Source organism: Streptomyces sp. WAC05292, assembly GCF_003949955.1.
Taxonomy (GTDB): domain Bacteria; phylum Actinomycetota; class Actinomycetes; order Streptomycetales; family Streptomycetaceae; genus Streptomyces; species Streptomyces globosus.
Window position 1 is genome coordinate 1 of the sequence record NZ_RPSE01000062.1, and the last position, 23,354, is coordinate 23,354.

Sequence of the window (23,354 nt, forward strand, 5' to 3'; positions counted from 1 at the left end):
GTACCGCGCACGCCGCAGGCCGCTCCCGCCGCACCGTCCGTGTCGGCGGCGGTCCCCCAGATCCAGCTGATCCCGGCCTCGGCCGAGGGCGCGCTGGACGCGGCCGAAGAGGCCGTGGACCTGCTGCTCGACACCGGGCGCGCCCCCGGCGACGTCCTCGTCCTCACCACCGGCGACCTCCACCCCTGGGCCGCGCACGAGCTGTCCTTCGGTGAGGCCGCCTACTGGGCCCAGCACGACGCCGGGGACGACGTCTTCTACGCGGACGCCGCGCAGGCGGCCCGCGCCTCCGGCCGTCCCGTCGTGGTCGTCGCCGTCAACGGGGGGCCCGCCTCGGCGGCCGCCGCCGTGCTGCCGGTCGCGCTCGCCCGGGCCGGCGCGCTGCTGATCGTGTGCGGCGACCCGAAGGAGATCAACTCCGTTCTGGGCGCGGGCGTCTGACGCCCCGTACCCCGGTACGGGGCGAGGGGCGGGGCTGGCAGGAGCCGGCCCCGCTGGAGCCCGCTCCCCGGCCGCCGCAGGCGCCCGCCCGGGCGTGCGGCCGGGGGCTCCGGCACCCGCCCCGGCCGGCCAGGCCCGGCGGCCGCGGTCAGCGTGCCGCGGTGTGGCGCAGGGCCTCGGCCGCGCCGCCGCCGGTGCGCACGGCCATCGCGGCGAAGTCGGCCGCGGCGTCGCCGAGCCGCTCCGGCCGCGAACCGGCGTCGGGGCGCCGCCCGCCGCGGCCCTCGCCGAGGACCTGCCAGCCGCTGCGGGTCAGCGTGATGTACGCGCCGCAGCGCAGCCCGTGCAGGGTGCAGGCGTCACGCAGCCCCCACATCCAGGCGCCGTCCTCCTCGGTCCACCGCTCGTCGCCGTCGCGGCAGTACATCAGAACCGCCGTCCGCACCGGGCTCCGGCGGCGCAGGTCGTGCGGGATCACCCGGCGCAGGCCGGCCAGCAGCGCATTGCGGTAGTCCCAGCCGTCGCCGGACGCCGTCCGCTGGACGAACGACGCGCTCGCGACGAGATCCTCCTCCGGGCCCAGGACGGCTATCACCGCGGTCGACGGCACGGGGCCGTGCCGCGAGTGCAGGCCGCTGACGAGCTCGCGGGGACTGCGCAGCAGCGGGATGCCGGCCGCCGTCCACTCGGCAGGCTCCAGCAGTCTTCCGTGCCGGCTGCTGCCGCCGGCCGTCGCAGTCAGAGACGCGGTCGAGGGCGGGGCGAATCCGAAGGCCACGGTCCTCCCTTCGGGTACACGCCCGCGGACGGGCACGGCTGGAGTGGGGGCGCGCCGCAGCACGGCCCAGGGAGTGCCGTCGAGCCGAGCGGGAGCACTCCGATTCTCGCGTGGGCCGAGAGCATGCGGCAACGAGCAATTGGAACCGCCGACCGGAATTCGCCGGTATGCCGTTCATATCCTTGCCCAGCCGCACTGACGGCGACTCATACCGCCGCAGGGGAACGGCCCGACGCCGCGCCCGTCGCCGCGCCCGCGGCCCTCCCGCGGTCCGCGGAGAATCCGGCCGCCACCCTCCGCTTGCGGGGTGTCGCCCGCAGTGAACTGGCCGACCGGCCCCTGCATCCGGTTGCATGGGGGTATGGACGATCCCGACCTGCGCGCCGAAGCCGATGCCGTACTCGCCGAGCTGGTGGGCGACCCGGGGGGCGCCGCGCGGCTGCGCGAGGACCAGTGGCAGGCGGTCGCCGCCCTCGTGCGGGAGCGCCGGCGGGCCCTGGTCGTGCAGCGCACCGGCTGGGGCAAGTCCGCGGTCTACTTCGTGGCCACCGCCCTGCTGCGCCGCCGCGGCGCCGGGCCCACCGTGATCGTCTCCCCGCTGCTGGCCCTGATGCGCAACCAGGTCGAGGCGGCCGAGCGGGCCGGCATCCGCGCCCGCACCATCAACTCCGCCAACCCGGAGGAGTGGGACGCCATCCACGAGGAGGTCGAACGCGGCGCCACCGACGTCCTCCTCGTCAGCCCCGAACGCCTCAACTCGGTCGACTTCCGCGACCAGATGCTGCCCAAGCTCGCCGCCACCACCGGCCTCCTCGTCGTCGACGAAGCGCACTGCATCTCCGACTGGGGGCACGACTTCCGGCCCGACTACCGGCGGCTGCGGGCCATGCTCGCCGAGCTCTCCCCCGGGGTGCCGGTCCTGGCCACCACCGCGACCGCGAACGCCCGCGTCACCGCCGACGTCGCCGAGCAGCTCGGCACCGGCGCCGGCGAGGCACTCGTCCTGCGCGGACCGCTGGAGCGGGAGAGCCTGCGCCTGGGCGTCGTCCGGCTGCCCGACGCCGCGCACCGCCTGGCCTGGCTCGCCGAGCACCTCGACGAGCTGCCCGGCTCCGGGATCGTGTACACGCTGACCGTGGCGGCGGCCGAGGAGGCCACTGCCCACCTGCGGCAGCGCGGGTTCGCCGTCTCCTCGTACACGGGGCGGACGGAGAACGCCGACCGCCTCCAGGCGGAGGCCGACCTGCTGGCCAACCGCGTCAAGGCGCTCGTCGCGACGTCGGCCCTCGGAATGGGCTTCGACAAGCCGGACCTCGGCTTCGTCCTCCACCTCGGCTCCCCGTCCTCGCCGATCGCCTACTACCAGCAGGTCGGCCGCGCCGGCCGCGGCGTCGAGCACGCCGACGTACTGCTGCTCCCCGGCAAGGAGGACGAGGCCATCTGGCGGTACTTCGCCGACACCGCCTTCCCGCCCGAGGCCCAGGTGCGGCAGACCCTCGCTGCCCTCGCCGACGCCGGCCGGCCCTTGTCCGTACCGGCCCTGGAGGCCGCCGTCGACCTGCGGCGCAGCCGACTGGAGACCATGCTGAAGGTCCTCGACGTCGACGGCGCCGTCAAGCGCGTGAAGGGCGGCTGGACCAGCACCGGGCAGCCGTGGGTGTACGACGCCGAGCGCTACGCGCGGGTCGCCCGCCAGCGGGCCGCCGAACAGCAGGCCATGCGCGACTACGTCACCACCGACCGGTGCCGGATGGAGTTCCTCCGCCTCCAGCTCGACGACGCCGGGGCGGCGCCCTGCGGCCGCTGCGACAACTGCGCCGGCCCCTGGGCCGACACCGCCGTCTCCGCCGAGACGCTGACCGCCGCCGCCAGGGAGCTCGACCGGCCCGGCGTGGAGATCGAGCCGCGCCGCATGTGGCCCACCGGGATGCCCGCCCTCGGGATCGAGCTCAAGGGCCGGATCCCGGCCGGCGAGCAGTGCTCGACCGGGCGCGCCCTCGGCCGGCTCTCCGACATCGGCTGGGGCAACCGGCTGCGGCCCCTCCTGGCGGACGGCGCCCCCGACGGGCCCGTCCCCGACGACGTGCTGCGGGCCGCCGTCGCGGTGCTCGCCGACTGGGCGCGTTCGCCGGGCGGCTGGGCGCCCGACGTCCAGGACGCCTCCGCCCGCCCGGTCGGCGTCGTCGCGGTGCCGTCCCTGAGCCGTCCGCGGCTCGTCGACTCGCTCGCCCGGGGCATCGCCTCCGTCGGCCGCCTGCCGTTCCTGGGCGCCCTCGACCACACCGGCCCGGACGGGGCGTACGCGGCACGCCGCAGCAACTCGGCGCAGCGGCTGCGGGGCCTGTGGGGGGCGTTCGCGGTCTCCGAGGAGCTGGCCGCCGCGCTGCAGCAGTCTCCCGGCCCCGTCCTCCTCGTGGACGACAGCACCGACTCCGGCTGGACGCTCGCGGTGGCGGCCCGACTGCTGCGGCGGGCGGGCAGCGGCGAGGTCCTCCCGCTGGTCCTCGCCGCCACCGGCTGACAGGGGCGGGGCCTTCTGCGGGCCCCGCGGCCGGTCAGACCAGCCAGCCCGCGTCGCGGGCGATGCGGATGGCGTCGACCCGGTTGCGGGCCTTCAGCTTCATCACCACGGTCGTCAGGTAGTTGCGCACAGTCCCGGTGGACAGGTGCAGCTCGCCCGCTATCTCGGTCGCCTCCGAGCCCTGGGCGGCCATGCGCAGCACCTCGGTCTCCCGGTCGGTGAGCGGGCTCTCCAGGCCGTTCCAGGCGGCGACGGCGAGCTTGGAGTCGATCACCCGCTGCCCGGCCACCACGCGCCGGATGGCGCTGGCCAGTTCCTTGGGCGAGTCGTCCTTGAGGATGTAGCCGGACACCTGCGCGGCGAGCGCCCGGCGCAGGGTGCCGGGGCGGCCCAGGCTGGTCAGCATCAGCGTGCGGCACTCCGGCAGGTGCTCGTGCAGCTGCGCCGCCGCGCTGAGGCCGTCGAGGCCGGGGAGGTCGATGTCGATGACAGCGATGTCCGGCCGCACCTCCAGGGCCGCGGCCAGGATCTTGTCGCCGCGCTCCAGCTCGCTGACGACCTCCAGGTCGTCTTCCATCTCGAGCAGGGCGACGAGCGCGCCGCGCACCATGTTCATGTCTTCGGCAAGCAGGATCCTGATCACCGTTGCGAGCCCCCCGTCCGCGCGGTCGATCTTTGCGCTTTCAATCATAACAACCGTCCCGGCGCCGGCCGGCGGCGCGTGACGCACGGTCAGCTCACGCCACCAGCCAGCCGCGTTCGCCCTCCGGCGACCCGTCCAGGTCCAGTTCGACCGCCCCCTGGGCGGGCACCCGCGCGACCACCCGGAACACGTCGCCGGGACCGCGGTCGACCTCCAGCTCCCCGCCGACCGCCTGGAGGCGCAGGCCCAGGTTCCCCAGGCCGCTCCCGCTGTGCGGGGAGGCGTCGCGGTACCCCTCGGTGACCCCGTCGTTCGTGACCGACAGCGTCATCAGACCGTCCTCCTCGACGGCCGTGATCTCGCAGTACGCCGCCCGGCTGTGCCGCAGCACGTTGGTGACGGCCTCCCGCAGCACGGTGGCCAGGACCGTGTCCACCGGCGGGCTGACCTTCACCATCCGCACGTCGGTGACCGCCTCGACCTCGGCGGCGCTCAGCACCGACCGGGCGGAGGCGATCTCCTCCTCCAGGGACAGGTCCCGGTAGCCGCTCGCCACCCGCCGCACGTCCGCCAGGGACTGCCGGGAGATCGCCAGGATGTCCTCGATCTCCTTCTTCGCCTTCGCCGGGTGCGCCGGGATCAGGCGGTGGATCAGCTCGCCCTTGAGCTGGATGGCGGACAGGCTGTACCCGAGCAGGTCGTGCAGGTCGCGGGCGAAGCGGAGCCGCTCGCGGGTGACCGCCGCGCGCGTCAGCTCGTCCCGGCTCTCGTGCAGGACGCGCACCAGCTCCGACAGGCGGGTCAGCCCGAAGGTGACCAGCCCGGTCAGCAGGGTGGTCTGCACCAGGTACACGCTGTCGAGGACGGGGCGGCCGTCCAGCAGGGGCGGAACGAGCATGCTGACGCCCACGAAGCCGTACAGGCACCAGCCCAGGCGCGGCGGCAGGAGCAGCAGCAGGGAGCCCGCGAGGAACCCCGCCATGGCGCCCCACTGCGACTTCAGCGCGAGCAGCGGCAGGTAGGTGAAGGCCGCCTGCGCGCCCAGGGTCAGCGCCCGGCGCGCCGCGGGGGCCTGCTTGGCGCCGGCCCGGGAGTGCAGCAGTTGCAGGCCGAAGACCGCGGCCAGGCAGAACAGGGCGGCCGCCAGGGCCGGGCCCTCCACGCCGGCGCCCAGGACGTTGAGGGTGGTGATGCCGACGTAGCACAGGAGTGCGACGACCACGGTGACCTTGGCCATCCGCGGCGCCGGCAGGTCCCGGCTGCGCCGCAGAATCCCCTCGAACAGGACCGCCTCCGATGCGTCATCCGAGGACTTGAGGCGGCCAGACATGTCAATCCCCCCATGGGCGTTTCGTGTTGCAGCCACCTTGAGCATAGGCGAGGAAGTCGGGCGGGCGCTGAAATCCGATCGCTCACACGAACAGAGGGATGGGATTGAGCTGGTCGTACGGTGTCGGTTCGGCCAGTCTGCCGAGTTCCACGGGCACGTCGAATAGCCGGCCGGGAGCGAATCTCGGCCAAAAATGACGCAGTCCCGGTACGACCACTTTCGTCACCGGAATCCCCAGGTCCGGCCGCGTCTGGTCCAGTACCAACAGGTCCATGCCTTTCCGCCGGACCAACTCGGTGACCGCCTGTACGTCGTCCAGGAGGTCCGCGGTACGGACCACCGGCCAGTCGGCGGGGGTGCGCGGCGCCGCCGCCGGATCGGCCACCAGGTACGGCTGGTTGGCGACGGTCGCGTTCCGCCACCACGCCAGCGGCTCCGGGTCGGTGATCCGGTACCCCGTGCCGTCGGCCCGGGCGTCGCGCACCGCGGGCAGCAGCTGGGCCATCTCCGACAGCGCCCGGCGCAGCGCGACCCCCGGGTCGAAGTGCGCGCCGAAGCCGAACACCACGTCCTCGCCGGGCTTGTCCATGCGCCGGGACAGCGCCGCGACCACGGGTATCCCCAGGTCCGAGGTGAGGTCGAGCGCCCACACCTCCCGGCCCGCCCGCCCGAGCCCCCGGCGGATCCGCTCGGTCCAGTCGTCGGCGAACGCGTCCAGGTCCACGGCCGGCTGGCGGGTGCGGTTGTACCACCACAGGGCCACCGCGTCCCGCTCGACCAGCTCCATGAACCCCTGCACCAGCGCGTCCTCGGGGCTGCTGCCGGCCGCGTTGCCGTTGGAGTCGGCCCACGGGTCGTCCGGGTGCGGGGCCGGGGCCCGGCCGTCGCCGCGGGCGAAGTACAGCATCGACGTCGGCAGCAGCCGCTGCACGCCCCCGGTCAGCGACCACACCGGCGTCCAGTCGGTGGGCCGCGTCTCGTCGAACGGCGCCGACACGTAGTGGAAGCGGGAGGCGCGGGCGTTCCACAGGTCGCGCTCCGCGTACTGGCGGGCGCTGTAGAGCAGGCAGTCGTCGGGGTGGACGGCCGCCGCGCCCAGGCCGCGCAGCGAGTCGCGGACCGTCGGCTCGTCGCCGTGCCGGGTGCCGCTGTAGCGCTCGACCGCCTCGCACAGCGCGCCCGCGCGGGCCTCCTCGGCGGTGCGGCCCTTGCCGCCGCTGAGCGCGCGCAGGCCCGAGCGGAGTCCGGCGAAGGTCGCCGACGCCATGGCCAGGTTGTGGCCGGAGGTGTAGGCGTGGGCGTCGTCCGGGGTGCCGGGCGCCCGCCGGATCTCCTTGACGACCCCGGTGACCGGGTCGACGAGGTGCCCGTACGCGGCCAGCAGCTGCGCGGGCGTGAGCGCCCGGTCCCCGTTCCCGCCGGCGGCGGCCGGGGCCTTGGCCCGGGAGGCGGGGACGAACGGGGCGCGCACCCGGCGGGCGACGAGGCCGGGGTCGCCGCAGGCGGGGCACTGGGGGAGCCGGTCCACCCGGTGCCCGGACGTGCGCAGCCGCAGCGTGTCGAAGGTGTGGACGTGGCCCTGCTCGGGGTGGCGCAGGCCCGCGAGCCACTTCGCGGCCTCCAGGACGGCGAGGTTCACCGCGAGCGCCGTCCCGGCGGCAAGCCCGGCCGGGGGCCGCGGAACGGGCCCGTCCAGGCCGAGGGCCCTGCGTACGGGGAACTCGGAGTGGCGGTGGCCGCGCAGCCGGACGGCCAGGCAGTGCCAGCAGGGTCCGGTGTCCGGCCGGAAGAACGGGCCCACCCAGGGGTCGGTCCCGCAGAGCCGGACCGGCAGCCAGGGCCGGCCGGCCGCGCGGTGGGCGGCGTCGGCCTCGGCGAGGCCGGGGGAGAGGTAGTCGTCGCACAGGACGAGGCACAGGGAGGCGGAGTCCGCGTCGTCGGCGACGGCCACGCCGGAAGCCCGGCATGCCTCCGCGACGGGCGCCGCGTCGAGGCCGGGCAGGGCCTCGATCGCGACGGACGCCCGGGACAGGTCGGCGGCGGCCAGTCCGCCGTCCAGCCCGGCCAGGTCCCAGTAGGCCTCGGCCTCGGCGGCGCCGGCCGCGAGGGCCCCGCCGGCCGCGGCGGCGGCCGACGGGGAAGCGGCGCGGATCAGTCCGGCGTCGGCGAGGGCGGTGAGGGCGGCCTCGGCGTCCTCGGCTCCCAGGAGGCGGGAGGCCTCCTGCCGGACCGCGCCCGCGGTGCGGGTGCCGTCGAGAAGCGGTACGAGGACCTCCGCCTGGCTGCCGCCCAGCGCGGTCACCCCGCGCCGGGACACCAGGTAGGCGGCGTCACCGGGTACGACCGTCGGCCGCAGGTGGGACTTGAAGCCCACCAGGCGGTCCGCGGCCGCCGGCCGCGAGGCCGGACGCTCGCGCTCGGCAGTGCTCATGCGCGCGGCAGTCCGGCGGCCGGGGCCGCCGGCTCGGCCAGCTGCGTCACGGCGCAGACCGTGAACAGCGCGTGCTGGGTGTCGGGCAGGGCGTCGAGGTGCTCGATCACGAGGCCGGCGCGGGCGGAGTGGGCGGGGGCCGGTGCGGATCCGTTGACGGTGGTGCGGGCACTGGCCGGAATGCTGGTCATGGTGGTCAGGTTCCCTTTGAGTTGTCGTCTGGCGGGTTTCGATCCGTTCACGGACGATTCTGCGAGGGAACAGGCGACCGCAGACAGTGCTGCCGTCACCATCACGGGATGAAGATTTCACATAGACCGGTGGTATGACCACCGGGTGGGTGTCGCGGTGGTGGCGGAACGTCAGGCTCCGCCCTACCAGCGGACGGGCAGGCTGCGGGGGCCGCGGATGAGGAGTCCCGCCCGCCACGGGAGCGACGCCGGGTCGGCGTCCAGGCGCAGCCCGGGGGCCCGCTCCAGGAGCGCGCAGAGGGCCGTGCGCGCCTGGAGCCGGGCCAGCGGCGCGCCCAGGCAGTAGTGGATGCCGTGGCCGAATGCGATGTGGCCGCCCGGCGGCCGGCGGATGTCGAAGCGGTCCGGATCCGTGAACCGCGCCGGGTCCCGGTCGGCGTCGGCGAGCGCGACCAGCACCAGCTCGCCGCCCCCCGGGATGGCGGACCCGCCGATCTCCACGGGCCCCGTCGTGAACCGGTACGTGGTGGTCTCGACCGGCCCCTCGTAGCGCAGCACCTCCTCCACGGCCCCGCCGGCCAGCGAGGGGTCCGCGCGCAGTGCGGCGAGCTGGTCGGGGTGGCGCAGGAGCAGCAGGACGCCCGCCGCGATGAGGTTGACGGTGGTCTCGAAGCCGGTGACGAGCAGCAGCCAGGCCATGCCGATGAGCTCGTCCGGGGAGAGCCGGCCGCCGTCCTCGTCCGTGGTCCGGATCAGTGCGCTCATCAGGTCGCCGCCGGGCCGGGCCCGCATCTCCTCCACCATGCCGACCAGGTACCGGGTCATCGCGGCGGTGGCGGCCGTACGGGCCTCGCGGTCCGGGCTGCTCAGCGCCTGCCCGGCCCAGTCCCGGAAGGACGCGCGGTCCAGGGCGGGCACGCCGAGGAGCTCGCAGATCACGCCCATCGCCAGCGGGAACGCCAGGGCTTCGACGAGGTCGGCCCGCCGGTCCGGCCGGGCGAGCATCGCGTCGAGGAGCCCGCCCGCCAGTTCCCGCACCCGGGGGGCGAGCCCGTCGACGCGCCGCGGCGTGAACTCCCCGGCCACCAGCCGGCGCAGCCGGGTGTGGTCCGGAGGGTTCGAGCTGAGCAGGTTCTCGCCGGCCGAGAGCCGGGCCAGCGGCAGCCCGGGCGAGGCGTCCCGCCACGACTTCGACAGGCCCGGGTGGGTGAGCGCGGCCCGGCAGGCCGCGTGCCCGACGACGAGCCAGGCCTCCGCGCCCTCGGGCGTGCGGACGCGGTGCACCGGGCCCCGCGCGCGCAGGGCCGCGTACACCGGGTACGGGTCGCGGGTGAAGTCCTCGCCGAGCGCCGCGAAGTCCGCCGCGATCTCCGTGTGCATGCTGCCTGCCGCTCCCTTCGTCGGACGGTGTTCCGGCGGCGGCCCCGGCCCGCGCGGTCGGCGCGCGGGCCCGGGCCGGCCCCCTACGAGACGGACGCCTTCCGCTTCTCGAACACCTCGCGCGCCACCGTGAGGGCGTTCAGCACCCGCGGGAAGCCCGCGTACGGCACCACGTGGATCAGCGTCTCCACGACCTGCGCCGGGCTCAGGCCGACGTTCAGCGCGGCGCCGATGTGCACCCGCAGCTGCGGGGCGGTGTCGCCGAACGCGGTGAGCGCGCCGACCGTGACGAGCTGGCGCCGCCGCGGCGACAGCCACGGCCGGTGGTAGACGTCGCCGAAGGTGAACTCGACGATGAACCGCCCCAGGTCGGGCGCGATGTCCTTCAGCGACTCGACGACCTCCAGACCGTGCCGGCCGTCGATCTCCACCAGCTTGTCGACACCGCGCTTGTAGCGGTCGCGGGCGTCGTTCATGACCGGCGGGCGGAAGGCCACGCCGCGGTCGGCGAAGACCGTCCGGGCGACGCCGATCGCGTTGAGCGCCCGCGGGAACCCCATGAACGGCACCAGGTGGATCAGTGCCTCGACCACCTCGGCCGGCTTCACCCCGACGTGCAGCGCCGCGTCGATGTGGAAGTTCAGCTGGGGCGCCGTGTCGCCCTGGGCGGTCAGCGCGCCCAGCGTCACGAGCTCGCGCTCGCGCAGGTCCAGGCCGGCCCGCGGGTAGATGTCGCCGTACGCGAACTCGACGACGAAGCGCCCGAGGTCGGGGGCGATGTCCTTCAGCGACTCGACCACGGCCGTGCCGCGCTCGCCCGAGGTCTCGCGCAGGACGGCGAGTCCGCGCGCGTACCGGGAGTTCCCGCCCGCGGCGGCGGCGTCCGCGGCGGTGGCCGCGGACGCGGCGGCCGGGCTGCCGGCGGCCGCCGCCGGAGCCGCGCCCAGCAGGCCCTCGGCAAGGCCGATTCCGACCAGGGCACCCCCGGTCAGGGTGGTGCGGCGGGAGAATTCCGCGGTCTTTCGCGATGCATTCATGACGTCTCGATCCATTCGATAGGGGTGGACTGCGGGGGATGGAATCGGGTCGAATTCCTCTTCCGCCGAGAAGAGGACGGGTTTTTTCAAGGAGTTTTCGGAACCGTGCCGATCGCGATGGTGTTGCCCTCGCTGATGTATCCGTCCGGATCGCGCAGCGGATGGGCCGGATCTGCCGGGTCCAGGAATGGCGCCCAGTTCCCCGGGGCGCCTTCGGCCGCCGCCTGCCGGGCGAAACGCGCGCACGCGTTCGCGTAGAAGCGGAAGGCCGCCGGCGGGAGCGGCGCATGGTGCTCCATCAGCACCGTGCGCTGCCGCACCGCCTCCAGGCCGGCCGCACGCAGCCACCGGTAGAGGTCGCGGCCGCGCAGCAGCTGGCGGGCGTACCCGGGGGAGGCGGCCGACCGCCGGAAGAGGTCGGTGATCAGGAAGGGGTCCGCCGGGCGCACCGTGCTCAGCGTGCCGTCCACGTCCTTCACGGCGACGAGCCCGCCCGGCCTGGTGACCCGCCGCAGCTCCGCCAGCGCCCGCGCCAGCTCCCCGTCGTCGAGGTACTGCGTCGTGTTCGCACACCACACGGCGTCGAACGCGCCGTCCTCGTAAGGCAGATCGAGGACGCTGCCCTGCCGCACCTCCACGCGGGCCCGCGCGGGGTGCTCCCGCATCCGCGCGGCCGCCCGGGCCGCGTTCTCGGCGGCCAGGTCCACGGCGCAGACGCCGCCCTCCGGGCCGACGAGCTCCGCGAGCAGCGGCAGGAAGGCGCCGCTGCCGCAGCCGGCGTCGAGCACGCGCCAGCCGGGCCGCAGGCCCACGCCGTGCAGCGCCTCCCGGTAGTGGCCGGCGCACGCCTCGAAGTGCTGGTCGACGATCTCCTCGTGCGTGAACGCGAGCCCCGTGGAGGCGGTGTACCCCCACCCCGCGTGGTCGGCCGTCACCATGCGCCCGCACCCCCCTTCCCGGCTCGGGCGAGCAGCCCGGCGAGGAGCCGCGCCGTCTCCCGCGGGGCCTCCAGCGGGGCGAGGTGGCCCACGCCGGGGAGGACGGCGAGCCGGCCCTGCGGCAGCGCCGCGGCGGTCAGCCGCGCCTCGTCCGCGCGGACCAGCTCGTCCTCGTCGCCGAGGACGACGAGGGCGGGCACCGCCGCCGCGCCCAGGACCGCCGTGGAGTCGGGGCGCGCGGCGACGGCCCGCTGCGTCCAGGCGACCGACCGCGGCGGGGCCGCCAGCGCCAGGCCCGTCACCCGGTCGAGGAGGTCCGGCCGCCGGGCCCGCGTCGTGGCGCCCAGCAGCGACGGCGTCGTCGCCGCCACGAGCCGCTCGCGGGCGGCGTCGTCGAGGACCGCGTCGGCGAACCGCAGGCGCTGCTCCGCGGCCGGTGCGGTGTCGGCGGTGCCGCGGGCGGCCAGCAGGGCCAGGCCGCGGACCCGGTGCGGGTGGCGGCGCAGGAAGGCCATGGCCGTGTAGCCGCCCAGGGAGCAGCCGGCGAGGACGGCGGCGCCGATCCCCTGCCGGTCGAGCTCCGCGGCGAGGGCGTCCGCCACCGCGTCCAGCGACGGCGGCCCCTCCGGGGCGGGCGCGGCGCCGAAGCCGGGCTGGTCGACGGCGAGGACGCGGTGGCCGCGGGCGCGCAGCTCCCGCGCGGTGCCCTCCCACATGGACGCGTCGAACGGCAGGGCGTGGAGGAGGACCGCCGGCGGGCCGCCGGCGTCCTCCGCATGCGTGCGGGCCGCCCCGGGCGCCGCCGTGTGCACGGCCGCGCTCACCGCTGCGCCGCCCGTTCCGCGGCGGCGACGAACCGCGCGACGTGCCCGGGCGGTTCGACGCCCCGCAGCAGGCCGAAGGCGACCGGCGACGGCGGGAGGTCGTGCACCGGCACGACGGCGATGTCGGGCGGGAGGACGGCCTCCAGCGACCGGAACGAGACGTGGACGGCCAGGCTGGCGCGCAGCAGCTCCGCGAGGGCGTCGAGGGTGGTCATCGGATGGACGCGGCGGATCGTGCGGCCGCGCGGGGTGCGCGGCGGCACCACCAGGTCCCACACGTGCGCCGGGAAGCTGCCCGGGCACCGGAACGCCTCGTACTCCGCGACCTCCTCGATCGAGACCTCCCCGCGGCCGGCGAGCGGGTGGCCGGCGCCGACGAGCACGGCCCGCCCGTCGAAGGCGACGGGCCCGCTGACGGCGATGTCCGGCTCCAGCGGGTCGTACTTGAGGAGCATGAGGTCCGCCAGGCCGGCGCGCAGCGGCGCGAACGGCTCGGCCACCTCGTAGGGGACGTACTCCACGGCGGACGGCGGGACGCCCGCGGCGGCGGCGATCCGCTCGGCCTGGCGGGGCGGGCCGTGCACGCCGAGGCGGACGGGGCGGGGCGCGGCGGGCGAGGGAGCCGCGCCGGTTCGGGGGGACGGCACTTCAGACCTCCGTGGTCAGTCCGGCGTACGCCTGGAGCTCGTCCGGGCGGTGGACGTCGGTGTCGACGCGCAGCATGGCGAGCTGGGCGCCCAGGCCGGTCAGCCGCGGCACGAACCGCAGGGTCAGGCGGTCTCCGGGGCCGATCAGCCCGTCGAGGACGGCCTCGGCGAGCAGGTGGTTGACGTGGACGAGCGCGTCGGTGACGGTCACCTTCGCGGTGGCGACGTACAGGTCGCGGTGGACGGGGCGGCGCCCGCCCGGCCGGCCCGGCACGGTCACGTCGACCGCGGGAAGGGCCGCCAGCTCGTGCGAGGCCTCGAACGCCTTCAGGAGCCGGCGCAGGCCGGCCGTGGCGGAGCCGGGCGCCGGCGCCGCCCAGGCCGCCGAGTCGTCGCAGGCGACGTGGTCGAAGGCGAACCGGCCGCGCAGGTTGGCCGGGTTGCCCGCCAGGTAGACCGTCCGGGTGAAGGAGCGCCGCCACGCCTCGCGCGCCGCCGGGGCGAGGGAGAGGGCGAAGGCGCAGGTCTCCTTCACCCAGCGGGGCAGGTCGAGGCGGCCGATCACGACCACGGCCAGGACCTCGTCGGCCTCGACGCCGCGGCCGCCGTGGAAGCCGTCCCGCACGGCCCGCAGGGCCTGCGTGCTGGACAGGTCCAGGCGGTCCGCCAGCTCGGGGCGCGCGGACCGCACCCGGTCCGCGGCCGACTTGAGCAGCACCGCGGACGACAGGGAGGCGGCCGGGGCCGGCGGGGGCGCGGGCGGGGCGAGCGCCGCGGGGCGCGCGGAACGGGCCGCGGAGCGGGTCGGGGAACTGGTCGCGGGACTGGTCACAGGAACACCGCCGACAGGAGTGCGGGATCGGGAGCGGGGCGTCCCCTGCCGAGCAGCGAGGACGCCAGCCGGTAGGGGTCGACGTACGTGTGGCCCCGCCGGTGCCGGTCGAGGGCGCCGAGCAGGTCGCTCGCGCCGGCGGCCGGGCCCTCGCCGGCGGCTCGGCGCAGCAGCCGGGCGGCCACCGACAGGCAGTTGCGCAGCAGGTCGTGCCGGAAGGACTGGGACTGGCCGGGGCCGAGCGTCGCGATGAAGTACAGGCGCATGCCGAGCCGGAGCGCGTCCGTCCCGCCGCCGTCGGAGCCGTTGCCGGCGGCCTCGGCCGCGGCGTCCAGCAGGGCGCCCGCCGTGTGGCCGTGCCAGCCGCCGTGCCGGGCCGACGTGATGCGGCCGTCGATCGGCACCCGGCCGATCGGGACGCGGCGCACCGTCGGCCCGAGCCGGGCCAGGACCCGGTTCAGGAGCTGGTAGTCGGAGTCGAGCTCGCGGTCGTAGAGCAGGACGACCTCGTCGTACCAGGGCACCAGCGGCATCAGCTCCCGCAGCGCGCACGCGAGGTAGTTGGGGCGGCCGTCGGAGGTGACGATCCGGCGCAGCGGCATCCCGTACCGGGTGAGGTCGAGGTAGACGGGGCCGCCGCAGTGCCGCTGGTCGAGGAGCAGTCCGACGGCGGCGAGCCGCTCCAGCATCTCCTCCAGGCCCAGGCCCGGCGGCTGGTGCTCGCGCAGGCCCGGGTCGTGCATGCCGAGGCGCTCGTAGTGCCCGGTCCACAGCCGCAGCATCCGCTCGCTCGCCGGGTGGACCCAGCCGCCGTGCTCGACGGCGTCGCGGTAGGGCCGCAGGACGGCGGCGTCCTGCGGCCGGTCCTCGGACCGGTAGGCCACGTAGAGGTCGCCGATCTCCTCCTCGGGGAGCTGGCCGTAGTCGGTCTCGCCGCGGGTGCGGTCGAGGTACTCCCAGAAGCCGACCGTCTGCTCGGTGACGTGGTACGTGGTGTGGCTGTAGCGGTAGGTCACGGCGGCGAGCGGCGCGGTGGCCCGGTACATCACGTCGGTCCACAGCAGGCCCTTGAGGTGGCTGGGCGTCAGCGGCTTGGTCGGGGTGACCGTGACCGGGGCAAGCAGGACGTTCTTGCGGGGCTGCACCGTCATCCTCCTTCCCGGGTGGTCAGGGCGTGCCGGAGTTCGTCGGGGGTCGGCGGCCGCGGCCCGTCAGGGGCGGCCGGCCCGCGGCGGGCGCCGTCCGCGGCCCGTACGCGGTCCAGGAACGCCGGATCGGCGAAGACCTCGGCGGGCGTGGCGAGGCTCGTCTGGATCCGGGTGAGCCCGCGCCACACGGCGCGGTCGGCCGCGGCGGCCGCCGTCGCGGCGGCCCACAGTGCCGCGGGGACCGGCGGGGCCGGCGGCTCGGGCGGCCCGGGCTCGGCGGCCGCCCCGGTCGCCTCGCGCCACTGGCGCACGCGCAGCCGGGAGTCGTGCACGCCCTTGTCGAACCAGGGGCGCAGCAGCCCTGCGGCGAGCCCGGCGGCGTCCCGCGCCAGCCGGTCGTCCGCCTCGGGGCGGCCGTCGACCAGCTCGGCGAGTCCGAAGGCGTGCGCCAGGGCCAGGGACAGGCCGCGCCCGAACATCGGGTCGGTGGTGCACGCGGCGTCGCCGACCTGGAGGAGCCCGCCGACGGGCCGCTGCCGGTCGGTCGCCGTGCCCCGCAGGACGTTCGGCGGCATGCCGGTCGCGCGGACCGGGCCGAGCGGCTGCGCGGCGTCCTCCTCCACCCACGGCGCGAGGTACGGGGAGAGCCGGCAGGCCGCGGTGAACGCCCCGGCGCCGCGCAGCGCGGCCATCGCCCGGTCGCCGGGCAGGGCGCCGAGCGTGATGGCGAAGACGTCGTTGTCGGCGGGGTGCAGGACGGCCGAGTAGTGGCCCCAGATCCCCCCGGCGGCGTTGCCCCGGTTGAGCGGCCCGGGCAGCGGGCCGCCGGGGCGGCGCAGCCGGTAGAAGCGGCCGTACGCGTGCAGCCGGCTGGGGCCGCTCAGGTCGTCCGCCACGGGCAGCCCGGCCGCCGCGAGCCACGACCGGGACGCGGAGCGGCGTCCTGTCGCGTCGACGACGAGGCGGGCCGGGATCCGCTCCCCGGTGTCCGCGACGACCCCCGCCACCCGCTGCCCCGACGGCCCGCCCGGGGCCGTCAGCAGCCCGGCCGCGGCGGTGCGGTGGCTGACGGTCACGCCCGGCGCGGCCGCGGCCGCCCGGTGCAGGACCACGTCCAGGAGGGAGCGGCGGGCGACCAGGGTCACCAGCTCCTCCTCGCCGGGCCCGGCGGGGCCGCCGGGCGCCGCCGCGGTCAGGTCGAGGAGCCGCGCGCCGTGCGCCAGCAGGCCGGCGAGCACGTCGGGGGCGTGCCGGCGCAGCATGCGCACGCCGAGCGCGTTCAGGATGTGGTCGTGGACGGCCTGCGGGACCCCCGGCCGCCGCCACCGCCGCGCGCTCTCCACGGCCGGCCCGTCCGGCGGGGCGTCGCCCCGTTCCAGGACCCGTACCCGGTGGCCGCGCCGGCCGAGCGCCAGGGCGGTGGCGAGGCCGGCGGTGCCGCCGCCGGCGATGACGATGGCTGCCATCGTCAGCGACGCCTGCCGTGGACGAAGAACACGCGCCGCACCTCGCGCACCGCGCGCGGCGGCACGGGGTCGGGCCAGCGCCCGAAGTCGGCCCCCGGCTCGCCGGGCTGCACGGCGCGGACGTCGAACCCGTACCCCGCGAACAGGGCCTCGGGCTCGTCGGTGCCGAACACCCAGGGGCATCCCCAGCCCGCGAAGACGTCGAGCAGCCCCCGCATGTGGGGGAGGGTCAGCGCGGCGGCGTTGACGATGTCGGCGGCGATGCGGCTGCCGGGCGCGGAGACGGCCGCGACCCGCTCCAGCATCCGGTGCGCGTCGGCCTCGGGGATGTAGTAGAGCAGCCCCTCCAGCAGCCACGTCGAGGGGACGGACGGGTCGTAGCCGGCCGCGGCGAGCCGGTCCTCCCAGTCGTCGGAGGTGAGGTCGACGGCCACCGTGCGGTGGTCGACCCGCGGCTCGACGCCCCGCAGCCGCTCCGCCTTGAAGTCGAGGACGGCCTGCCGGTCGACCTCGAAGTAGCGGACGCGGCCGGGCCAGGGGAGCCGGTAGGCGCGCGAGTCCATGCCGGCGGGGGCCAGCACGATCTGCGTCGTCTCCGGAGCGCGGGCCGCCTCCTGGAGGAAGTCGTCGAAGAACCGGGTGCGGATGGCGTTGTAGTCGGGGGTGCTGGGCAGGGTCCGCGGCCGGCCGGGCGGGAACGTCGCCTCGCGGATCTCCCGCAGCAGCTCGGGGCCGGCCTCGCCGACGAGTCCGGCGGCGTACGGGTCCTCGTACAGCCGGTCTTCGCGGCGGGTCTCGGCGGCCCGCAGCGCCGCGGTGAGCAGGGCGGTCCGTTCGACGGGGTTGAGTACGGTCATGGGGGCTCCTTCGTGCAGGGGTGGGGCCGGCGGGCCTGCGGGCCGGGCGAGGTCAGCCGTTCGGCGTACCGGTCAGACGCCCCCACAGGGCGTCGTCCTGCCGGAAGAGGCGGTCCTTGACCTGGGTGGGGCGGATGCCGGAGGCGACCGCCGCGTGCCAGTCGCGGTCGAAGGCCTCGGCGTCGAGGAGGCGCAGGGACGGGGCGGCCAGGCGGCCGGCCGCGCGGGCGGCGGCGTATCCGGCGGACTCGGCGGACAGCGCGCCGTCCAGGGCGGCGGTGAAGCGCGCGGCCCCGGCCGGCGGCCAGGGGGTGCGGGGGGAGACGGCGAAGACGTAGTGCGGGGTGCCGCCGGGTGACGGCTCGACCCGGCAGGCGGCGTTCCTCAGGGCGAGCCCGCCGGGGCGGAGGGCGGTGTGCAGGGCGCGGACGACCTCGGCGTCGCGCAGGCGCTCGCCGGCGGCGTCGGAGCGGCCGCCGCGGCCGGCGTACTCGACCCGGGGGACCCCGCCGGCGGTGTCCACGACGCGGACCACGTCGCCGACCGCGTACCGGTACAGGCCGCCGACGTGGCTGAACACCACGTGGTAGTCGCGGCCGGCTTCGAGCTCGTCGGGCAGCAGGGTGTCGCTGTCGGGGCGGAGGTCCTCCTCCGCGGGCACGAACTCGTACACCGAGGCGGAGGCGACGAGGCTGCCGGCCGACGGGTGCCGGTCCAGCGCCACGCCGACCGGCCCCTCGGAGGCGGCGACCGGCGCGGGCAGGACGGCGACGTCCGGGCCGAACTCCCCGCTCAGGGCGGGCAGGTAGAGGGAGGCCACCCCGGTCGTCCAGCAGAACAGCGCCCGCATCCGCGGCCACACCTGCGCCGGGCGCACCCCGCCGGCGGAGTCGGCGAGCCGTTCCAGTTCGGCGGCGCGCGCCGGGTCGGGCCGGCCGTGGGGCAGCCCGCCGAGGGTGCCGTCGCGGACCTCCTTCACGATGCGCGGCCACCACAGGTTCAGCTGGTACGGGACGGCGGCGACCATCGCCGGGTTGATGCCGATCATGCAGCGCAGGTCGGCCTGGACGGCGAGCCGGAGCCGCAGGTAGGCCCGCTCCAGGTGGTCGGCGGGGTCGGTGGGGACGGGGAGCGCCGCCCAGGGCGCGCCGGTGCCGGGCTCGGCGGAGAGGGGTTCGCCGAACCGGGCGCCGAAGTCGACCTGGCTGGCGCCGACGTGGGGCCGGCCGTCCGCGGTGGTGGGCGGGGCGGTGAGCGGGTCGTGCTTGAGGTTCAGGACCGCGTCGGGGCGCTCCAGCACCTCGGGGAAGTGCTCGACGAGGGGGGCCCAGGCCGCGTAGTAGAACGGCATGAAGGTCGTCTTCATGAAGCGGGGCGTGACGGGGACCTTCTTGTGCGCCCCGGTGCTGCCGCTGCTGGTGAAGTACACGGCGGGGGTGTCGGCGGACAGCAGGTTCCGCTCGCCGGCTGCCGTCCGCTCGATCAGCGGCGCGTGGTCGGCGTAGTCGCGGACCGGGACGGCGGAGCGGAAGTCGTCCATCGTCAGGACGCGGCCCAGGCCGTGGGCCCGGCCGAAGGCGGTGGAGGCGTTGAAGCCGACGAGGTCGTTCAGGACGCGCCGCTGCGCCTCGGCGAGGTCGGAGTGGTCCCGGGTGAGCCGGGTGCGGGCGGCGAAGACGCGCTCGCGGTAGCGGGCGGCGTGGCCCGGGGCGTGCCAGACGGAGGAAACGTTCATGCGGCCAGCACCTCCAGCACGGCCCTCGCCGCGCGGTCGGGGTCGGACTGCTCGGCGAGCACGGTCACCGGCACGTCGCGGACCTCCTCCAGTAGGATCTTCCGCAGGTTCTTCTGGTAGCGCTCGAAGTCCGCCCAGTGGCCGTCCCGGCCCTCGTACTCCAGGGCGTTGAGCCGGGCCCCGTCCGCCCTGCGGTGCCAGGCCGTCTCGGGGGAGACGTCGAGGAACACCACCCGCGCGGGCTGCGGGAAGGAGCGCCACCAGGAGTACAGGCGGCTGTCGCGGACGCCCGCCATCCGGCACTTCGCGAGGATCTTGTAGTAGTACGAGTCCACGAGCACCGGGACGCGCGGGTCCGGGCCGTCCAGCTGGTCCCTGAGGTGGACCACGGCCGTCTGCAGCACGCTCGCCATGAAGTCGGCGGAGTACGCGGTGCCCAGGCCCGGCAGGAGGTGCTCGTGCACGTCCTGCCGCAGCCGGTTGACCAGGTCGTGCTCGGGGGCGACGAACGCGCTGTCCGTCGACACCAGCCGCCAGTCGGGCAGCTGCGCCGCGAGGCGCCGCATGACCGACGACTTGCCGGCCCCGTCGGGCCCCAGCAGCACGTGGAAGCGCGGTCCGCTCATCGGGCGGCGGCTGTCGTCTCGGCGCGCAGGGCCAGGCGTTCGCGCAGTTCCGGGTCGTCGCCGACGGCGACGGGGTGCCCGACGAGCTCCAGCATGGGCAGGTCGGAGACGTGGTCCCCGTACGCCCAGCAGTCCCGCGGGTCGGTGTCGGGCCGGGAGGCCAGGTGGGCCAGTACGGCCTCCCGCTTGCCGTCGCCGATGACGGGCACGGCGACCTCGCCGGTGTACGTCCCGCCGTCCGCCAGCGGGCGCGTGCACAGGACGGCGTCGGCGCCGATCTCGCGGGCGAGCGGCTCCAGGAGGGGCGGGAAGGAGCCGGAGACCAGGACGACGGACGCGCCGGCCGCCCGGTGGCGGCGCAGGGCCTCGCGCGTGGAGTCGATCCAGAACCCCCGGGTGGAGGCGGTGCGTTCGGTGAACCAGTCGTCCGCCAGGGCGGTGACCGCCGCGACGTCCTCGCCGGCGTAGTACCGGTAGTAGGCGCGGTTGATCTCCTCGCGGGGCACGCCGTCGGCGGCGCGCCGCCGGAGCACGGCCATGATCCGCTCGTACTCCTCCTCGCCGGCCGCGCCGTGCAGGCGCACCAGCCGGTAGTGGAGGAAGTCGAACATGCTCTTGACGGTGATCAGCGTCTCGTCGACGTCGCTGAAGACGGTGTGGGGCCGGGTGGTGTCTGACATGGGTTGGGCTCCTTGCGGGGGCGGTCGGCGGCCCGACGTGCGTACGGGCCGCCACTTCAGGTGCAGCTGTCCGCCGTGGTCACGGCGCGCCCACCTCGGACCGCGCCGGGGCGGTGGCCGCCGCCTCCGCCGTCGCCAGGGCCACGCCGTCCTGGAGGGAGCGCTGCGCCGCCCGCGTCTCCTTGGCGTGGGAGACCTGCGTGTCGAAGGCGGTGAACCGGACGTCCATGCCCGCGGTCTCCGATCCGCCCTGGGTCACGGACAGTTCGCAGTGGAACGTGGTCCGCGTGTGGTGCGGCGAGCGGTGGGACAGCACGTGGCACCGCACCACCGCGGGCAGCGGGAAGAGGAAGTTGCGGTACCGGGTGGAGAAGGAGTCGATCACGAAGTATCTGCTGCCGACCGCCTCCGTCGGCAGGTAGAACTGCTCGGCGACCGCGATGAACATCTGCCGCGCGGCCTCCGTGGCCAGCATCCCCTGCATGTGCTGGCCGGTGACGTGGTCGGACATGACCTCGTTGCCGGCGTCCACGAGCAGGTCGGCCTCGTACCAGTCGGTGCCGGCCGGGCGCGGGTCGGAGATCAGCACGTTCTCCGGGCGGTGCTTGTGCGCGATCTCCCGCCCGGCGCGGGTGTGCAGGGCCTGGTCGTCGATGGCGACCCGGTCCCCGAGCCCGCGGCGGTCCAGGGTGTCGCGGATGAACGCCACGTCGAACAGGGAGACGCCCTGCCCGAGGGTGATGCGGACGGGGCCGCTGCCGGCGTCGTCCGGGAACGCCCCGCTCTTGATGCGCTTGGCGAGCTGCGAGACCGTGAACACGCCCTCGTGGTGGGCGAATTCGGCGAACACGTCGCCCACGAGGAAGAGCGCGCCCGGCTTGGCCTCCCCGGCCTGGGATGTTTCCTGGGTCATGGCTGTGGCCTTTCCCGTTGTCCTGGGTGGATGTCGTGGCGCGCGGCCCCCCGGCGGTCGTCGCCCGGTCCGCCGGGGGCTCATCGCGTCATTCGGTGGTGCGCCGGCTCAGTTCGGGGAACTTCGGGTCGCTGCCCAGGGCGCCGCCCTCGGCCCAGCGGTTGCGCGGCACCTCCTGGATGTAGACGGTGATCTTGTCCAGCGGTGCTCCCGTGACGCGCCGGACGGTCCGGGTGAGCTCCTCCAGGAGCTCCTGGGACTGGGCGTCGTCCTGGCCGTCCCAGGTGGTGACGGAGATGATGGGCATGGGGACCCCTTCCGGGTTCTGGTGGTTGCGCTCGGCCGCGTTCGGCCGGTCAGGCCTGCGGAGCGGCGGTGGTCCGCAGGTCCAGGAAGGACGGGCCGCGCAGTTTGAGGTGGGCGTGGATGTCCCCGCCGAGGCCGAACTCGCCGATGGCGCCGCCGTAGCTGCGCTGGTAGCTCATCCACAGCACGACCACGTTGATGATCCGGTTGGCGCCCGGGAGGTCCGGGTCGGGGAACGGGTTCGGCAGGGTGGCGTGGTACCTGCCGGCGCCCTCGGCGTCGGTCGTGAACACGTTGGGCACGCCGAGCGGGCCCGGGCGGGTGGGGCCCGCCGGGTCGAGGTCGCGGGCCCGCAGCGACATCACCGTGTAGACGCTGTTCGGCACGAGCCGGGAGAACCGGAAGTCGAAGGTCCCGGCGTGGCCGTCGGGGGTGACGGCGACCTCCAGCGTGCCGCTCGCCCGCATCCACTCGCCGAACGTCACCGGCTCGGTGACCTTGGGGCCGTCCTCGGCCCGCAGGTCGGGGATCGGCACCTCGTGGAAGGCGTGGCTGGGGCGGACGACCCGGTCGGCGTCGGGCAGCTGCTCGGGCGCGAACACCATCGGGTAGTTGTTGCACGGCAGGGGCAGCGGCAGCGTGTGCAGGACGGTGTCCCGGTCGGCGCCGTCCGGGTCGGTGTCCAGCTCGCGTACGACCGTGTACGGGGCGAGCCGGCCGAACTCCGGGACGGGGCTGGCGGCCGAGACGACCGCCGCGCCCCACTCGGGCACGGTCCCGCCGTCCGCGGCGGACCGGTTGACCATGCCCACCACCAGGAAGTTCCCGTCGCCGTCCATGACCTCGCTCGGCGGGTACAGCGGGCCCTGCGTGGTCAGGGAGAGCTCGTGGACCTCCCTGCGGTGCGGGGTGGCGGCCCCTGCGGGGGCGGCCGCCGTCGCGGTCTCAGACATCGGCGCGCTTGTAGACGCGGGTGTAGAGGCCGCTCTCCCCGCCGACGATGTAGCGGTCCCCGGCCTGCTGGACGATCTCCTGGTACTCGGGCGAGGTGAAGACCGCCTGGTACTGCTCGGGCGCGCACTCGAAGCCGGACACGAACATCACGCCGGGCTCGGTGCTGAGGAGGGAGTGGTACGCGAGGAACGCCTTCACCTCGTCGGCCCGCCGGACGACGTTGAAGATCGTGTTCTCGCGCCACTCGCGGTACGCCGCGTACTCGCGGGGCTTGACCTCGATGTGGCGCAGCTGGACGTACGGGGTCGCGGGGACGGGCTCGGCGACGTCCTTCGGGGCCTCGACGAAGTCGAGGAGCTGGCGGCGGAAGTCGGTGGCCAGGTCCTCGGAGACGAGGTCCCACAGCTCGTGCCAGCGGGCGTTGAGGGCGGCGACCTCGGACACCTCCGCGACGGGGGTGATCTCCAGGAGGTTGTCGTCGTCCAGGCTGCGGTAGAGGGCGCGGCCGGCGATCGGCTCCTTCCGGTTGAACTGCTGCCACTGCTCCAGGACGTGGTCCGCCTTGCCAGGGGCCGCGGCGACTTCGTTCAGGACGAGGAGGGTGGAGGACATGCGGGTGTTCCTTTCGGACGGTGCGGGAAGGGCGGTGGGTGGTCCGGTGGGTGACGGTGCGGGG

The 23,354-nt window shown here is 75.7% G+C and carries 23 protein-coding genes; 2 read left to right on the forward strand and 21 right to left on the reverse strand.

Going from position 1 to position 23,354, the window contains the following annotated elements:
• A partial coding sequence (locus EF903_RS10305) for a hypothetical protein (RefSeq protein ID WP_399420538.1) occupies positions 1 to 441 on the forward strand: 441 nt, incomplete at its 5' end.
• Positions 442 to 589: 148 nt separating this feature from the next.
• On the opposite strand, the gene EF903_RS10310 is transcribed toward EF903_RS10305, so the two are convergent.
• Positions 590 to 1,219 (reverse strand): hypothetical protein, encoded by a 630-nt coding sequence (locus EF903_RS10310; RefSeq protein ID WP_125542894.1) that lies wholly within the window; start codon positions 1,217 to 1,219, stop codon positions 590 to 592.
• Between the two features lie 361 nt (positions 1,220 to 1,580).
• On the opposite strand from EF903_RS10310, the gene EF903_RS10315 reads away from it, so the two are divergent.
• A complete protein-coding gene (locus EF903_RS10315) occupies positions 1,581 to 3,740 on the forward strand; it encodes a RecQ family ATP-dependent DNA helicase (RefSeq protein WP_125542895.1) in 2,160 nt (719 codons plus the stop codon).
• A gap of 34 nt (positions 3,741 to 3,774) precedes the next feature.
• Here EF903_RS10315 and EF903_RS10320 read toward each other — a convergent pair whose 3' ends face one another.
• From EF903_RS10320 to EF903_RS10415, 20 genes are all read right to left on the reverse strand, one after another.
• Positions 3,775 to 4,431, reverse strand: coding sequence for a DNA-binding response regulator (locus EF903_RS10320; protein ID WP_125542896.1), 657 nt, complete (start codon positions 4,429 to 4,431; stop codon positions 3,775 to 3,777).
• 46 nt (positions 4,432 to 4,477) lie between these two features.
• A complete protein-coding gene (locus EF903_RS10325; RefSeq protein ID WP_125542897.1) occupies positions 4,478 to 5,713 on the reverse strand; it encodes a sensor histidine kinase in 1,236 nt (411 codons plus the stop codon).
• An 82-nt stretch (positions 5,714 to 5,795) separates the two neighbouring features.
• Complete coding sequence (locus tag EF903_RS10330; RefSeq protein ID WP_125542898.1) at positions 5,796 to 8,144, reverse strand: TOMM precursor leader peptide-binding protein; 2,349 nt, start codon at positions 8,142 to 8,144, stop codon at positions 5,796 to 5,798.
• Positions 8,141 to 8,335, reverse strand: a complete 195-nt coding sequence (locus tag EF903_RS10335) for a hypothetical protein (RefSeq protein WP_125542899.1) — start codon at positions 8,333 to 8,335, stop codon at positions 8,141 to 8,143. Before EF903_RS10335 ends, EF903_RS10330 begins: the two co-directional genes overlap by 4 nt.
• A 183-nt stretch (positions 8,336 to 8,518) precedes the next feature.
• Positions 8,519 to 9,715: a cytochrome P450 gene (locus EF903_RS10340; protein WP_125542900.1), complete on the reverse strand. Its 1,197-nt coding sequence runs from the start codon at positions 9,713 to 9,715 to the stop codon at positions 8,519 to 8,521.
• Positions 9,716 to 9,798: 83 nt separating this feature from the next.
• On the reverse strand, positions 9,799 to 10,752 hold the full coding sequence (locus EF903_RS10345; protein WP_125542901.1) for a carboxymuconolactone decarboxylase family protein: 954 nt from the start codon (positions 10,750 to 10,752) through the stop codon (positions 9,799 to 9,801).
• Positions 10,753 to 10,838: 86 nt separating this feature from the next.
• Positions 10,839 to 11,690 carry a methyltransferase domain-containing protein gene (locus EF903_RS10350; protein ID WP_125542902.1) on the reverse strand — a complete coding sequence of 284 codons (852 nt, stop codon included), beginning with the start codon at positions 11,688 to 11,690 and terminating at the stop codon, positions 10,839 to 10,841.
• Positions 11,684 to 12,514 carry an alpha/beta fold hydrolase gene (locus EF903_RS10355; RefSeq protein WP_260615056.1) on the reverse strand — a complete coding sequence of 277 codons (831 nt, stop codon included), beginning with the start codon at positions 12,512 to 12,514 and terminating at the stop codon, positions 11,684 to 11,686. Before EF903_RS10355 ends, EF903_RS10350 begins: the two co-directional genes overlap by 7 nt.
• Positions 12,511 to 13,161: a LysR substrate-binding domain-containing protein gene (locus EF903_RS10360; protein WP_125542903.1), complete on the reverse strand. Its 651-nt coding sequence runs from the start codon at positions 13,159 to 13,161 to the stop codon at positions 12,511 to 12,513. The genes EF903_RS10355 and EF903_RS10360 overlap by 4 nt, the downstream gene beginning before the upstream one ends.
• Before the next feature lies 1 nt (position 13,162).
• Positions 13,163 to 13,993 (reverse strand): DUF6182 family protein, encoded by an 831-nt coding sequence (locus tag EF903_RS10365; protein WP_260615057.1) that lies wholly within the window; start codon positions 13,991 to 13,993, stop codon positions 13,163 to 13,165.
• Complete coding sequence (locus tag EF903_RS10370; protein WP_125542904.1) at positions 13,990 to 15,144, reverse strand: hypothetical protein; 1,155 nt, start codon at positions 15,142 to 15,144, stop codon at positions 13,990 to 13,992. The genes EF903_RS10365 and EF903_RS10370 overlap by 4 nt, the downstream gene beginning before the upstream one ends.
• Positions 15,141 to 16,607: an NAD(P)/FAD-dependent oxidoreductase gene (locus tag EF903_RS35110; RefSeq protein WP_185902604.1), complete on the reverse strand. Its 1,467-nt coding sequence runs from the start codon at positions 16,605 to 16,607 to the stop codon at positions 15,141 to 15,143. The genes EF903_RS10370 and EF903_RS35110 overlap by 4 nt, the downstream gene beginning before the upstream one ends.
• A gap of 2 nt (positions 16,608 to 16,609) precedes the next feature.
• A complete protein-coding gene (locus EF903_RS10380; RefSeq protein ID WP_125542905.1) occupies positions 16,610 to 17,464 on the reverse strand; it encodes an SAM-dependent methyltransferase in 855 nt (284 codons plus the stop codon).
• A 52-nt stretch (positions 17,465 to 17,516) separates the two neighbouring features.
• Positions 17,517 to 19,199, reverse strand: a complete 1,683-nt coding sequence (locus EF903_RS10385; protein WP_125542906.1) for a GH3 auxin-responsive promoter family protein — start codon at positions 19,197 to 19,199, stop codon at positions 17,517 to 17,519.
• Positions 19,196 to 19,825 (reverse strand): hypothetical protein, encoded by a 630-nt coding sequence (locus tag EF903_RS10390; RefSeq protein ID WP_125542907.1) that lies wholly within the window; start codon positions 19,823 to 19,825, stop codon positions 19,196 to 19,198. The genes EF903_RS10385 and EF903_RS10390 overlap by 4 nt, the downstream gene beginning before the upstream one ends.
• Positions 19,822 to 20,505, reverse strand: coding sequence for an HAD family phosphatase (locus tag EF903_RS10395; protein WP_125542908.1), 684 nt, complete (start codon positions 20,503 to 20,505; stop codon positions 19,822 to 19,824). The genes EF903_RS10390 and EF903_RS10395 overlap by 4 nt, the downstream gene beginning before the upstream one ends.
• 79 nt (positions 20,506 to 20,584) lie before the next feature.
• Complete coding sequence (locus EF903_RS10400) at positions 20,585 to 21,418, reverse strand: AfsA-related hotdog domain-containing protein (RefSeq protein WP_125542909.1); 834 nt, start codon at positions 21,416 to 21,418, stop codon at positions 20,585 to 20,587.
• An 88-nt stretch (positions 21,419 to 21,506) separates the two neighbouring features.
• On the reverse strand, positions 21,507 to 21,725 hold the full coding sequence (locus EF903_RS10405; RefSeq protein WP_125542910.1) for a tautomerase family protein: 219 nt from the start codon (positions 21,723 to 21,725) through the stop codon (positions 21,507 to 21,509).
• Positions 21,726 to 21,774: 49 nt separating this feature from the next.
• Complete coding sequence (locus EF903_RS10410) at positions 21,775 to 22,677, reverse strand: hypothetical protein (RefSeq protein ID WP_125542911.1); 903 nt, start codon at positions 22,675 to 22,677, stop codon at positions 21,775 to 21,777.
• Positions 22,670 to 23,290: a hypothetical protein gene (locus EF903_RS10415; RefSeq protein WP_125542912.1), complete on the reverse strand. Its 621-nt coding sequence runs from the start codon at positions 23,288 to 23,290 to the stop codon at positions 22,670 to 22,672. The genes EF903_RS10410 and EF903_RS10415 overlap by 8 nt, the downstream gene beginning before the upstream one ends.
• Between the last annotated feature and the right edge of the window lie 64 nt (positions 23,291 to 23,354).

What these genes read in the sequence shown, in the direction of transcription:
- EF903_RS10315 (WP_125542895.1), top strand. Translation starts at nt 1,581, where the DNA reads ATGGACGATCCCGACCTGCGCGCCGAAGCCGATGCCGTACTCGCCGAG.
- EF903_RS10320 (WP_125542896.1), bottom strand. Translation starts at nt 4,431, where the DNA reads ATGATTGAAAGCGCAAAGATCGACCGCGCGGACGGGGGGCTCGCAACG.
- EF903_RS10325 (WP_125542897.1), bottom strand. Translation starts at nt 5,713, where the DNA reads ATGTCTGGCCGCCTCAAGTCCTCGGATGACGCATCGGAGGCGGTCCTG.
- EF903_RS10330 (WP_125542898.1), bottom strand. Translation starts at nt 8,144, where the DNA reads ATGAGCACTGCCGAGCGCGAGCGTCCGGCCTCGCGGCCGGCGGCCGCG.
- EF903_RS10335 (WP_125542899.1), bottom strand. Translation starts at nt 8,335, where the DNA reads ATGACCAGCATTCCGGCCAGTGCCCGCACCACCGTCAACGGATCCGCA.
- EF903_RS10340 (WP_125542900.1), bottom strand. Translation starts at nt 9,715, where the DNA reads ATGCACACGGAGATCGCGGCGGACTTCGCGGCGCTCGGCGAGGACTTC.
- EF903_RS10345 (WP_125542901.1), bottom strand. Translation starts at nt 10,752, where the DNA reads ATGAATGCATCGCGAAAGACCGCGGAATTCTCCCGCCGCACCACCCTG.
- EF903_RS10350 (WP_125542902.1), bottom strand. Translation starts at nt 11,690, where the DNA reads ATGGTGACGGCCGACCACGCGGGGTGGGGGTACACCGCCTCCACGGGG.
- EF903_RS10370 (WP_125542904.1), bottom strand. Translation starts at nt 15,144, where the DNA reads ATGACGGTGCAGCCCCGCAAGAACGTCCTGCTTGCCCCGGTCACGGTC.
- EF903_RS35110 (WP_185902604.1), bottom strand. Translation starts at nt 16,607, where the DNA reads ATGGCAGCCATCGTCATCGCCGGCGGCGGCACCGCCGGCCTCGCCACC.
- EF903_RS10380 (WP_125542905.1), bottom strand. Translation starts at nt 17,464, where the DNA reads ATGACCGTACTCAACCCCGTCGAACGGACCGCCCTGCTCACCGCGGCG.
- EF903_RS10385 (WP_125542906.1), bottom strand. Translation starts at nt 19,199, where the DNA reads ATGAACGTTTCCTCCGTCTGGCACGCCCCGGGCCACGCCGCCCGCTAC.
- EF903_RS10390 (WP_125542907.1), bottom strand. Translation starts at nt 19,825, where the DNA reads ATGAGCGGACCGCGCTTCCACGTGCTGCTGGGGCCCGACGGGGCCGGC.
- EF903_RS10395 (WP_125542908.1), bottom strand. Translation starts at nt 20,505, where the DNA reads ATGTCAGACACCACCCGGCCCCACACCGTCTTCAGCGACGTCGACGAG.
- EF903_RS10400 (WP_125542909.1), bottom strand. Translation starts at nt 21,418, where the DNA reads ATGACCCAGGAAACATCCCAGGCCGGGGAGGCCAAGCCGGGCGCGCTC.
- EF903_RS10405 (WP_125542910.1), bottom strand. Translation starts at nt 21,725, where the DNA reads ATGCCCATCATCTCCGTCACCACCTGGGACGGCCAGGACGACGCCCAG.
- EF903_RS10410 (WP_125542911.1), bottom strand. Translation starts at nt 22,677, where the DNA reads ATGTCTGAGACCGCGACGGCGGCCGCCCCCGCAGGGGCCGCCACCCCG.
- EF903_RS10415 (WP_125542912.1), bottom strand. Translation starts at nt 23,290, where the DNA reads ATGTCCTCCACCCTCCTCGTCCTGAACGAAGTCGCCGCGGCCCCTGGC.